11 protein-coding genes are annotated in these 11,332 nt (G+C 69.8%); 9 read left to right on the forward strand and 2 right to left on the reverse strand.

Annotated elements, in window-relative coordinates; genetic code table 11:
- Positions 1-117: 117 nt before the first annotated feature.
- The 9 genes from ACFWBB_RS41360 to ACFWBB_RS41400 all read left to right on the forward strand — a co-directional run bounded on the left by ACFWBB_RS41360 (position 118) and on the right by ACFWBB_RS41400 (position 8,315).
- Positions 118-762, forward strand: coding sequence for an HAD family hydrolase (locus tag ACFWBB_RS41360; RefSeq protein WP_385284080.1), 645 nt, complete (start codon positions 118-120; stop codon positions 760-762).
- 92 nt (positions 763-854) lie between these two features.
- Positions 855-1,577 carry a VC0807 family protein gene (locus ACFWBB_RS41365; RefSeq protein WP_385284083.1) on the forward strand — a complete coding sequence of 241 codons (723 nt, stop codon included), beginning with the start codon at positions 855-857 and terminating at the stop codon, positions 1,575-1,577.
- 75 nt (positions 1,578-1,652) lie between these two features.
- Positions 1,653-2,906 (forward strand): MFS transporter, encoded by a 1,254-nt coding sequence (locus tag ACFWBB_RS41370; protein WP_385284086.1) that lies wholly within the window; start codon positions 1,653-1,655, stop codon positions 2,904-2,906.
- Positions 2,857-4,029 carry an acetoin utilization protein AcuC gene (locus ACFWBB_RS41375; protein WP_385284089.1) on the forward strand — a complete coding sequence of 391 codons (1,173 nt, stop codon included), beginning with the start codon at positions 2,857-2,859 and terminating at the stop codon, positions 4,027-4,029. Before ACFWBB_RS41370 ends, ACFWBB_RS41375 begins: the two co-directional genes overlap by 50 nt.
- Positions 4,030-4,406: 377 nt before the next feature.
- Entirely contained in the window at positions 4,407-5,222 is an 816-nt protein-coding gene (locus ACFWBB_RS41380) for a phosphatase (protein ID WP_385284092.1), read from the forward strand.
- A gap of 134 nt (positions 5,223-5,356) precedes the next feature.
- Positions 5,357-5,569 (forward strand): helix-turn-helix domain-containing protein, encoded by a 213-nt coding sequence (locus ACFWBB_RS41385; RefSeq protein WP_004984898.1) that lies wholly within the window; start codon positions 5,357-5,359, stop codon positions 5,567-5,569.
- Positions 5,570-5,746: 177 nt separating this feature from the next.
- Positions 5,747-5,845: a 30S ribosomal protein bS22 gene (locus ACFWBB_RS41390; RefSeq protein WP_003948845.1), complete on the forward strand. Its 99-nt coding sequence runs from the start codon at positions 5,747-5,749 to the stop codon at positions 5,843-5,845.
- 302 nt (positions 5,846-6,147) lie between these two features.
- Positions 6,148-7,221 carry an NAD-dependent epimerase/dehydratase family protein gene (locus ACFWBB_RS41395; RefSeq protein ID WP_385284095.1) on the forward strand — a complete coding sequence of 358 codons (1,074 nt, stop codon included), beginning with the start codon at positions 6,148-6,150 and terminating at the stop codon, positions 7,219-7,221.
- Positions 7,222-7,235: 14 nt separating this feature from the next.
- A complete protein-coding gene (locus tag ACFWBB_RS41400; RefSeq protein ID WP_385284098.1) occupies positions 7,236-8,315 on the forward strand; it encodes a lysophospholipid acyltransferase family protein in 1,080 nt (359 codons plus the stop codon).
- Positions 8,316-8,677: 362 nt separating this feature from the next.
- On the opposite strand, the gene ACFWBB_RS41405 is transcribed toward ACFWBB_RS41400, so the two are convergent.
- Both ACFWBB_RS41405 and ACFWBB_RS41410 read right to left on the reverse strand, forming a co-directional pair.
- Positions 8,678-9,928 carry a DUF5667 domain-containing protein gene (locus ACFWBB_RS41405; RefSeq protein ID WP_385284101.1) on the reverse strand — a complete coding sequence of 417 codons (1,251 nt, stop codon included), beginning with the start codon at positions 9,926-9,928 and terminating at the stop codon, positions 8,678-8,680.
- A gap of 255 nt (positions 9,929-10,183) precedes the next feature.
- Complete coding sequence (locus ACFWBB_RS41410) at positions 10,184-10,963, reverse strand: ECF subfamily RNA polymerase sigma factor, BldN family (protein ID WP_385284104.1); 780 nt, start codon at positions 10,961-10,963, stop codon at positions 10,184-10,186.
- Between the last annotated feature and the right edge of the window lie 369 nt (positions 10,964-11,332).

Here is an 11,332-nt window from a genome sequence, read left to right on the forward strand (position 1 = left end):
GGTACTGCAGGGGGGACCCTGTGGGAGAGTAGGACACCGCCGAACAAATATTACGGGAGACCCCCGCACCTTATGGTGCGGGGGTTTTCTGCGTTTGGGCTCGTTTAGGGTCTAGGCATGCGCTACGACCTGGTGATCTTCGACAACGATGGTGTCCTGGTGGACAGTGAGCCGATCTCCAATCGGCTGCTGGCGGCCTATCTGACCGAGATCGGGCATCCCACCTCTTACGAGGACTCCATCCGTGACTACATGGGGTCCGCGATGCACCGCATCCACGACCTGGTCCAGGAGCGCACAGGGCAGCGGCTGCCGACGGAGTTCGACGACACGTTCCACCGGCGGGTGTTCGCGGCCTTCGAGGAGGAGCTCGAGCCCGTGGCGGGCGCTGTGGACGTGCTCGCGAAGCTGGCCGCGGACGGGGTGCCGTACTGCGTGGCGTCCTCCGGGAGCCATGAGCGGATTCGGGTGGGGCATCGGAAGACCGGGCTGGACCGGTGGTTCGAGGACGCGCGGATCTTCAGCTCGCAGGATGTCGGGAAGGGGAAGCCGGCGCCGGATCTCTTCCTGCACGCGGCCCGGCGGATGGGGGTGGCGCCGGAGCGGTGTGTGGTCGTCGAGGACAGTCCGCTGGGGGTGCGGGCGGCTGTGGCGGCCCGGATGGACGTGTACGGGTTCACCGCGATGACGCCGGCCGCGAAGCTCGCCGGGGCCACTCAACTCTTCTCCGAGCTGCGGGAGTTGCCCGACCTGCTGATCTGACGGTCGATCCGGTCCCGGGCTGACATTTGTCATGCGTAGCTCCGGACGATCGTTTCTACTGGGGGACCCCTCCCGGCGGCGAAGCTAAGGGCATGACGACGAACCAGCACAAGAAGCAGAACGCCTTCGCCCCGCTGCTCATGGACGTCGCGGTGCCGCTCGGGTCGTACTACCTGTTCAAGGGCGCTTTCGGGATGAGCACCTTCGCCGCTCTCGCCTGGAGCAGCGTGGTGCCGGCCGGGCGGACCATGTGGAGCGCGGTCAGCAAGCGGACGTTGAACGGGCTCGCCGGGCTCATCCTCGTCGTCAACATCGTCGGACTGATGCTCAGCTTCGTCTCCGGTGACCCGCGGCTGATGCTGGCCAAGGACAGCGGGGTCAGCAGCACGGTCGGGATCGGGATCCTGGTCTCCGTGGCGCTGGGGAAGCCGATGATGACCGCCGGGCTCAAGCCGTTCCTGGTGAAGGGCGACGCGGCCAGGGAGGCTGCCTGGGCGCGGCTGGAGAGTGGGACGGCGGCCGCGTCGGTGGCCTTCCGTAGGCGGGAGCGGGCCTTCTCGATCGTGTGGGGCACCGTGCTGCTCGCGGAGTGTGTCGTGCGGGTCGTGGGGGCGTACACCGTGCCGGTGGACACCATGGTGTGGCTCGGGTCCGTGATCATGGTCGTGGCGATGGGGATCGGCTTCGTGGCCGGTGGAGCCCTCGGTGCCGGGCCGATGGCGGAGATGGTCGCCTCCGAGGTGAAGGCCGGCGAGGGCGCCGAGGCCGGTGTCGGGGCCGAGGTCGAGATGCCTGAGGTCGTCCTCGCCCGGTAACCCGGGTAAAGCTGAGGCGAATTCATCTTTGGCTGGATCTACCCACGAGTACGCAGGGGCTCTACGCTCGCCGCCATGACAGAAGTGCTGCGGCGCGGTAGGGCCTCTTTGGCGTTCAGCTTTTTCGCTCAGGGGGCGGCCTTCGCTCTGCTCGTGACCCGGATCCCGGCCATCCAGAACAGGTACGACGTCTCGGACGCGCTGCTGCCCGTCTTTCTGGCCGCCGTACCCGTCCTGGCAGGGGTCGGGAGCGTGACGACCGAGCAGTTGGTGAAGCGGATACCGCCCAGTCTGCTGCTGCGCTGGTCCCAGCCGGTCGTGCTCCTGGCTCTGCTGGGGGTCGGGGCGGGGCGGGGGATGGCCGAGCTGGGTGTGGCCCTGGCGGCCTTCGGCCTCGCCGTGGGGGCGTTGGACGCATCGATGAACATGCTCGGCGTGAGTCTGCAACGGACGTACGGGCGCAGCATCATGCTGAGCTTTCATGCCGTGTACAGCCTGGGCGGGATCGTGGGGGCCTCGCTGGCGTGGGTGGGAGCGCACTGGCATCTCGCGCTGTGGGTGTCGTATCTGCCGGTGGTGGCGGTGCTGTTGCCGACCGTCCTGGTGGGGAGCCGTTGGTATGTGGACGGGGAGTCCACGGCAGCCAAGTCTGGGGCCGGGGTTGTGGAGGGCGGCCCGGCGGAGGACGGCAGGCCGGGGGGCGGCGGTCCGGGCGTCGTCTTCAAGGTGTTGCTGCCGTTGTGTCTGGTGATGACCTTCGCCTACATCGGGGACTCGACGGTCTCCAACTGGAGCGCGAAGTACCTCCAGGACGTGCTGGGCAGCAGCGAGCAGCTGGCCACCGTTCCGTACAACGTCTACATGGTGACCACACTGGTCGGGCGGGCCATCGGGGACTTCGGGGTGCGGCGGTTCGGGGCCGCGGCGGTGGTGCGGCTGGGGGCGCTGGTGGCGGCTGCGGGGTTCGCGGTGGTCGCCTTCGCGCCCGGAGCGTGGGTCGGGATGCTGGGGTTCACGCTGGTGGGGCTCGGCTTGTGTGTGCTGGTGCCGCAGACGTTCGCGGCGGCGGGACGGTTGTTCCCCGGGGCCTCGGATGCGGCGATCGCTCGTCTCAACATCTTCAATTACGTCGGGTTCCTGATCGGTTCGCCGTTGGTGGGGGCGTTGGGGGACGCCTGGAGCTACCGGGGAGCGATGGTGGTGCCGATGGTGTTGGTGCTGGTGACCTTGGTGTACGCCCGGTCGTTCGCCGCTCAATCGGACCGATACGGTGGCGGGCATGAGCGGCCGCGCACAGCTGATGTGGGACGAGGCAGTAACGGGCTATGACTTCGGGCCCGAGCATCCGATGGATCCGGTTCGGCTGGATCTGACCCGGAGGCTGGTCGGTGCCCTGGGGCTCGACCGCGAGGTGGACGTCGTCGCGGCGAAGCCGGCCGGGGAGTCGACGTTGCGGCTCGTGCACCGGGAGGACTACGTCCAGGCCGTCAAGGCGGCGTCGGTCGAGCCGGGGGCGGCGGACCAGTCGTACGGGCTGGGGACGATGGACGACCCGGCCTTCGCGGGGATGCATGAGGTGTCCGCTCTGATCGCCGGGCTGTCCGTGGGGGCCGCGGAGGCGGTGTGGCGGGGGGAGGCGCTGCACGCGGTGAACTTCGCGGGCGGGTTGCATCATGCGATGCCGGGGGGCGCGTCGGGGTTCTGTATCTACAACGACGCGTCGTTGGCGATCGCCCGGTTGCTGGAGCTGGGGGCCAAGCGGGTCGCGTACGTGGATGTGGACGTGCATCACGGGGACGGCGTGCAGGCGGCGTTCTGGGAGGACCCGCGGGTGCTGACGATCTCCCTGCACGAGCACCCTCGTACCTTGTTCCCGCAGACCGGGTGGCCCGAGGAGACCGGTGGGGAGGGGGCGGAGGGGTCGGCGGTGAACGTCGCCCTGCCGGCCGGGACCGGGGACGCGGGGTGGCTGCGGGCGTTCCACTCGGTGGTGCCGGAACTGATCGCCGATTTCCGGCCGGATGTGCTGGTGACCCAGCACGGGGCCGACACGCACTTCGAGGATCCGTTGGCCCATCTCGCGGTATCTCTCGACGCGCAGCGGGCCGTGCAGGTGGCCTGCCATGAGTTGGCGCACGAGTACGCCGGGGGGAAGTGGGTCGCGTTGGGCGGGGGCGGATACGCGGTGGTGGATGTGGTGCCGCGGTCGTGGACGCATTTGGTGGGGGTGGCGGCGGGGGTGCCGGTGGCGCCGGAGACGGTGATTCCTGAGGGGTGGCGGCAGGAGGTTTTCGCTCGTACCCGGCAGTTGGGGCCGATGCGGATGACTGATGGGCGGTGGCCTGTGGAGTGGGCGGGGTGGGAGGCCGGGTACGACCCCGCTGATCGGTTGGATCAGGCGGTGTTGGCCACTCGGCGGGCCGTGTTTCCGTTGCGGGGGTTGCTGGCGTAGGGGTGACGCCGGGGTTCCTCGCCCCCGCCGCCCCTACCCGTTCCCGTCCCCAGGGGCTCTGCCCCTTCGACCCCGCCCGGGGGCTCTGCCCCCTGGACCCCCGGGATCGGCCTGAACGGCCTCGTCCTCAAACGCCGGACGGGCTGGAAGGACCGGCGGGCGGGCTGGAAGGACCGGGGGACGGACGGGGTCGAAGGACCGGCGGGCGGGCTGGAAGGATCCGGGGGACGGACGGGCTGGAAGGATCCGGGGGACGGACGGGGGCGAAGGACCGTCGGACGGGGTGAGGGCGGCGGCCGGGCCGGCGCTTACGCCAACTGTGCGGTGTTGCCCCCGTTTCCGCCCGGCGCCGCCGTCCGTCCGTCAACATCGCCTTTGTGTTGAGTTCCGGTGGGCTTCGGGCGCATCTGCTTGCTGCGCGGTTGGCCGGGGTGGTGGCCACCTCGCGGGAGGAGAGTCTGCGGAGCTACCGGCTCTTCGCCGCTCGTGATCCCCGGGTGCTGATCGGGCTTGATCCTGAGAGGAGTTGGGGGCAGCGGGACCTGATCGCGCTGATGGCCGACAGGTGTGGAGTCTCGGCCGATCCCGGCTGCGTTTCCGGGCATGATGTGATCGATCCTGAGCGGACGTTGGCCGCGCTGGACGCCTTCGCGGAGCGGCTCGCCTCGGTCGCCCAGCGTGGCGCGCCCGTGCTGCTGGGCACCGGTCATCCGCATCGGTTACTGGGGTTCTACGCCACTGTTGCGGACGCTTTGTCGACGGCGGGATGTGATGTCCTCACCCCGGCGCAGGGTCACTGTGTCGACATAACGACCCGGTTCGGTCTACGTACGCACAACCTCGACTATGTACGGGGAGTCGCGGTCGTCCGGGAGGCGGATGCCGAACGCGCCGGTTGTGCGACCGGTGCGCACAGCCATTCACCGCTCCCGGTTCGGGTCGCGCTCGCGGCGGCGGCCGAGGGCGGAGGGCCGCTGCCCGAGCTGGTCATCGGGGACCACGGGTGGGTCTGCGGGGCAGGTCAGCTGGGGTTCGAGGCCATCGGGCTCGCGGACACCGACGACCCCGCGCTGTTCGTGGGGGAGGCCGAGGGAGTCGTCTCCGTCGTCGTTCCACTTGATGACGCCGTGCGGTCCACTTACTACAGGCCGCTGACCCGCTACGTACTCAATCGAGCGTGTCTGTCACGGTAGGCCGCTGATGGGTGCACCTCTTCCCCACTCGCATCACCCGCCCCTACATTGGGGAGTGAGCACGCAGCGACGAAGAGTCACCGGAAGGGGAAGCCGGTGGCCGTCGAGTCGAGTGCGGAAGGTTCAGGTGTGTCATGGCTGCAGCTGGCGAGAGGCCTCTGAACGAGGTTCAGTTCCTTACCGTGGCGGAAGTCGCCTCGGTGATGCGAGTGTCGAAGATGACCGTGTACCGACTGGTGCACAGTGGTCATCTGCCCGCGATCCGGGTGGGGCGGTCCTTCCGCGTCCCCGAGCAAGCGGTTCACGAGTACCTCCGCGAGAGCTACGTGGGGGTGGAAACCGCCTGACGGCCAGGGCCTGTCCGGCAGGGCAGGCCCGGGGTGGGGCCCGGCCTCAGGGCCGTCTCGGGCCCCTCCCGCCTCTCGATTACGACCTCAGCGCTCGGGCGGGTAGGCTAGCCCCTCGTAGGTCGTATGGGCCCATGGCGCCCAGCACCGAGTGATGAGAAGTGAGCGAGGGTAGTCGTGGGCTCTGTTATCAAGAAGCGGCGCAAGCGGATGGCCAAGAAGAAGCACCGCAAGCTGCTCAAGCGCACGCGCGTTCAGCGTCGCAACAAGAAGTAAGCGCCGGCAGGAGTAAGCGCAAGCACTTACTTCGCGCGACGCGAGCCGCGTAGGCGTGGTGTGGCCCCCCACCGTGTTATCGGTGGGGGGCCACACGCATATCCAGGTGCCGTACGGTCGGCTGAACTCCGTGCGCATGCCTGGACGTGCACCATGGCTGAACTGGTCGTATGACCGAAGGATTCTCGTCACTTCGCGCAGCGGGCGGTCACCACAGCGCAACATCGACACGCTAGGTTGGCCCGCAGACGGGAACTCGGCAGGGCAGCCGGCGGTTCCAGGACGGAAGGAAGGCGCTGATCTTGGGAAAGGTCGTGCTCGTTACCGGAGTGGCCCGTCAGCTGGGGGGCCGGTTCGTACGACGGATCCAGCGTGACCCACAGGTCGACCGGGTGATCGCCGTGGACGCGGTGCGTCCCGAGCACCATCTCGGCGGCGCCGACTTCATCGAGGCCGACATCCGGCAGCCCACCATCGCGCGGGTGCTCGCCGAGACCGGCGCCGACACGGTCGTCCACCTGGACGTGACGGCGACCGCGCTGGGCCGTGGCAGCCGGACCGTGGTCAAGGAGACCAACGTCATCGGGACGATGCAGCTCCTGGGTGCCTGTCAGAAGTCGCCGAACGTGAAGCGGCTGGTGGTCAAGTCCTCCACCAACGTCTACGGATCCGCGCCGCGTGATCCCGCCGTCTTCACCGAGACGACCCCGGCCAAGTCGCTGCCCAGCGGTGGCTTCGCCAAGGACGCCGTCGAGGTCGAGGGGTATGTGCGCGGGTTCGCCCGGCGACGGCCCGATGTGGCCGTGTGCGTGCTGCGGTTCGCCAACATCCTCGGGCCCACCGCCGAGACGCCGCTCGCCTCGTACTTCGCGCTGCCCGTGCTGCCCACCGTGCTCGGCTACGACCCGCGGCTCCAGTTCGCGCACGAGGACGACGTGATCGAGGTGCTGCGGATCGCCTCGCACGAACCGCGGCGGGGCACCCTCAACAGCGGCACCTTCAACATCGCCGGTGACGGGGTGCTGTTGCTGTCGCAGTGTTCGCGCCGGCTCGGGCGGCCGACCGTGCCGCTGCTTCTGCCTGCCGTCACCTGGGCGGGGTCCCTGGTGCGTACGCTGGGCATGACGGACTTCTCGCCCGAGCAGATCCGGCTGCTGACCCATGGCCGGGTCGTGTCCACGGACCAGATGCGCGAGACGCTGGGGTTCACGCCGCGGTACACGACGGCCGAGACCTTCGCGGACTTCGCGCGCAGTCACGGACCCGGACTTCTGCCGCCCGAGGCCGTTGCCGGGGCCGTCGACCGGGTCGCCGCGCTGCCCCTGCCGGGCGGCGGCCGGCCCCCGGTCCACCTCCCGACGCAGAGCGCCAACTGAGGAGCGCATCAACGATGGCGGACGCCAAGGTCATTCCGTTCGACGACGACCGGTCCCGGGGGAGCGCCGTAGCGCGGCCGCCCAGGCGCCGGGGCGCGGTGAGCCGGCGCCGGAACGGCGAGCCCGCGCCGGTCCGGGAGATCGGTGAGGTGGGTGAGGCCGGTGAGGTCGCTGAGGTCCAGCCCCTGCCCACCAGGGCGGCCGGGCAGGATGATGTTCCTGTGACGGGTGAGGAACGGCAGGTCGAGGACGGCGGCGGCCTGGAGCGGCGGATCGCGGGCGGGCTCTCCTTCCTGCGCCGGCGTCTCACGGGCGACTACGAGGTCGACGACTTCGGCTACGACGAGGAGCTGACCGACCAGGTTCTGATGTCCCTGCTGCGGCCGGTGTACGAGAAGTACTTCCGGGTCGAGGTGAAGGGTGTCGAGAACATCCCGGCCGAAGGTGGCGCGCTGATCGTCGCGAACCATTCGGGGACGCTGCCGTTGGACGGCCTGATGATGCAGGTCGCCGTCCACGACCACCACCCGGCGGGCCGGCACCTGCGGCTCCTGGCCGCCGACCTCGTCTTCGTGCTGCCGGTCGTCAACGAGCTGGCCCGCAAGCTCGGGCACACCCTCGCCTGCTCGGAGGACGCCGAACGGCTCCTGGCCAAGGGCGAGCTGGTCGGGGTGATGCCGGAGGGCTTCAAGGGCATCGGGAAGCCCTTCAGCGAGCGCTACAAGCTTCAGCGGTTCGGCCGGGGCGGCTTCGTCTCCACGGCGCTGCGCCAGGGCGCGCCGATCATCCCGTGCTCGATCGTCGGGGCCGAGGAGATCTACCCGATGATCGGCAACGCGAAGACGCTGGCGCGGGTGCTCGGGTTCCCGTACTTCCCGCTGACGCCGACCTTCCCGTGGCTGGGTCCGCTGGGCGGGATTCCCCTGCCGACCAAGTGGACGATCCAGTTCGGAGAGCCGATCCGGACGGACGGTTACCCGCCGGAGGCGGCGGAGGACCCGATGCTGATGTTCAACCTGACGGACCAGGTCCGCGAGCAGATCCAGCACACGCTCTACAAGTTGCTGGTGCAGCGGCGGTCGGTGTTCTTCTGACGGAGCCGGGGAGCCGGGGAGCCGGGGAGCCGGGGGGCTGGGGCTCGGTCGGCCGGGGTTCGGTGAGCCGCCGGATGGAGTCCGGCGCGGCTGTTCGGAGTCCGCGAGCGGTGCGGAACAGCAGAAGGAGGGGCCAGGTTGCTGGTGCAGCGGCGGTCGGTGTTCTTCTGACGGGAGCCGGGGAGCCGGGGAGCCGGGTCTTGGGTGGTCGGCGTCCGTCGCCTCCGGTTCGGAGCCCGGGTCCGGTGCCGGGCGGGGTTGTTCCAGGGGGCTTTCGGCTGTTCGTTGGGTCGGGGTGGTTCGGGTACGACTGTGGGGCGCTCCTCCTGGGAGGGGGCGCCCCACAGTCGTGCGGGCTGGGGTCAGTCCGCGTCCTCGCTGTCGATGCCCAGGCCTGGGAGCAGGCCGGGGAGGAGGGGTGGGAGGGTGACGTCCGGCTGGGTGCTGGGGACGTTGGTGGTCGGGGCGGTGCTGCCGGTGTCCTTCGGGGGGTCGAGGAGGCCGCCGGTGTTGCCGCCGAGCAGGCCGTCGTCGCCGGCGCCGGAGGAGGACGACCTGCTCGGGCTGCCGGCGGTGTTGCTGCCGGTGCCGTCGGTCGGGTCGTGGCCGGTGCCGGTGCCGGGGGTGGTCGTGCGGCCGGGGTCCGTGGTGCCGGTGGACGCCGAGCCGGAGCCGTGCCGGGTGCCGCTGCCGCCCTGGGCGGGGGGCCGCGGGAGCAGGGACTGCAGCGGGGCGACCTCTTCGTCTATGGCCTCGAAGACCGACGAGACCTGCTGACTGACGTCCCCGAGCTGGACCGGCAGGCGGTCGCGCAGGGCGCCCCAGACCTCGCGGTGCGAGCGGGAGAACGCGTCGAGGGCCTGGATGGGGCCCAGGGAGTTCGGGTCGCGTTCGTACGCCTCGTGGAGGAGACGGTGGCCTTCCGACGCGTCGTGCCGCATGCCGTTCAGGGCACGTCGGATCTCGCCGAGCGACTCGTGGTCGAGGTCGCCGCTGCGGTCCCGCTCCATGAGCCGCCGGGCCTCGCTGAGCCGCGTGGAGGCCTGGTCGAGATAGGTCCGGCCGCGTTCGTCGTCGCCGTCGGACAGATAGTTGAGCTTGAAGTCCTCGATGCCGCGCTTCAGCCCGTAGAGCCCGTCGCCCGGGAGGGCGTCGGAACTCGCGGCGGCGACCCCGCCGAAGGCGCCCGCCGCGACGCCGACGCTGAGGCCGCCCGCGGTGAGGCCTTTGGCGAGGCGGGAACGCGGTCGGAACTTGCCCAGCGGACCGGCCCGGTGAGTGCCCCTTGCCCGGTGGGAGCGTTGCTCCGGCATCGGGGTATCCGCCGTTTCGCCTCCCGCGGTGCCCGCCTGCAGCATGGCCTCCATGGCGGCGACCAACTGGGCCCGCTGGACGACCTTCACCTCGGGATCGAGTTCCGGTTTGGGCAGCTCGGCGAGACTCGTGGCGAGGGCCAGCAGCTGGCCCTGCCCGGTCTGGTCCGCAGCGGCCGGCGTCGGCGGTGATCCTTCGGTCTGCTCGGCCGCCGTGCCCTGGGAGGAACAGTCGGACTGCTCCTCCAGGGCCTGGGCGAAGGCGCTCGCCCGCCGGTGCGCCGATACGTTCGCGATCACTGGCGGCACCTCCTCTCGTCATGACGGTCGACTCCCCTGGGGTCCTGACGGTTGCACGCCCTGGACCGGTTCCACACGATCGAGTGATCGGGGGTGGCCAGGACGTGACCACAGGGAGCCTGTATCCCGCACAACGACTGGCGCGGCACTTGGGTTACGGACTGCGGATGAGCGGATCGGGAAGACAACGGACTTTCACTGAAGGTGAGTTGGCGTCACGGAATGTGTGGCGTCGGTCGCGGGCGGGGGACGGGTTCAGCGGGCGTCTTCCGGCAGGAGGCGGGCGAGGGTGCGGACGGCCCGGTACTGAAGGGTCTTGATGGCACCCTCGTTCTTGCCCATCACGCGCGCGGTCTCGGCGACGGAGAGGCCCTGCAGGAACCGGAGCGTCACGCACTCCTGCTGCTGCGGGTTGAGCCGGCGCACGGCGTCCAGGAGCGCGGCGTTGGAGAGGGACTCCAGGACGGAGTCCTCCGGTGAGCGCTCGACCTCGTTGGCGTCGAGCATCTCGCCGGTCGTCACCTCCAGCCGGAAGCGGCTCGACTTGAAGTGGTCGGCGACGAGGTTGCGGGCGATGGTGACCAGCCAGGCGCCGAAGTCGCGGCCCTGCCAGGTGAACGTCCCGATGCGGCGCAGGGCGCGCAGGAACGTCTCGCTGGTGAGGTCCTCGGCGGTCGCCTTGCTGCCCACCCGGTAGTAGATGTAGCGGTAGACCGTGTCGCTGTACTGGTCGTACAGGCGCCCGAAGGCGTCGGCCTCACCGGCCTGGGCGCGCTCGACGAGGTCCATCATCCGGGCGCTGTCACTGTCGGCGGCCGGCCGACGGACGGTGGCCGCGCCGGCCGAGCGTCCTCGTCTGCCCACCGCGGCGCTGCCCTCGGCCAGTGCGTAGCACGGGCCGAGCGGAGCGGTGGTGGCGAAGGCGGGGACGGCGAACGCGGTGGGGACGACGCCGCGCAAGAGGTCATGGACCGTAGCGACCGTTGCGCGCAGCGTAGCCAGGCCCGAGGTGTCAACCCCGACGTGTGGGTACACGGGACTCCCAGAGGCAGAGCTTGCATCACGTGCAGTACGGAACCATTCACCCGTCGTAGCGACGGAAGGGGTACCGGATTGCGTCTGAGGAGAATAACGCTTCGTACAGGCGCTGCTACACCGAGTTGCTCAAATCATCGATTACGTCGCTTCTGTGGCCTATTGACGCTCGATCGAGATGCGTAGGGTGAACGATTATTGATCGAAACGGTTCGAGTTTCGGGTCGGTCCAGGGCGTGTTGTGGCTGTCCGCGGACAACAGGACTGGATACGGGGTTACAGGGGTACGACCGTCGGATTGGCCGGGTTCGGCCGCCGGTGTGAGGTGTTGTCCGGAAACGCGACGGAGCGGCCGGGGCGTGTCGCCCC

It is taken from the genome of Streptomyces sp. NPDC060000, from assembly GCF_042737375.1.
GTDB lineage: Bacteria > Actinomycetota > Actinomycetes > Streptomycetales > Streptomycetaceae > Streptomyces.

Bases quoted from the DNA above. Each gene is read 5' to 3' on its own strand.
- ACFWBB_RS41375 (WP_385284089.1), top strand. From the start codon at position 2,857: ATGAGCGGCCGCGCACAGCTGATGTGGGACGAGGCAGTAACGGGCTAT.
- ACFWBB_RS41370 (WP_385284086.1), top strand. From the start codon at position 1,653: ATGACAGAAGTGCTGCGGCGCGGTAGGGCCTCTTTGGCGTTCAGCTTT.
- ACFWBB_RS41360 (WP_385284080.1), top strand. From the start codon at position 118: ATGCGCTACGACCTGGTGATCTTCGACAACGATGGTGTCCTGGTGGAC.
- ACFWBB_RS41400 (WP_385284098.1), top strand. From the start codon at position 7,236: ATGGCGGACGCCAAGGTCATTCCGTTCGACGACGACCGGTCCCGGGGG.
- ACFWBB_RS41385 (WP_004984898.1), top strand. From the start codon at position 5,357: ATGGCTGCAGCTGGCGAGAGGCCTCTGAACGAGGTTCAGTTCCTTACC.
- ACFWBB_RS41365 (WP_385284083.1), top strand. From the start codon at position 855: ATGACGACGAACCAGCACAAGAAGCAGAACGCCTTCGCCCCGCTGCTC.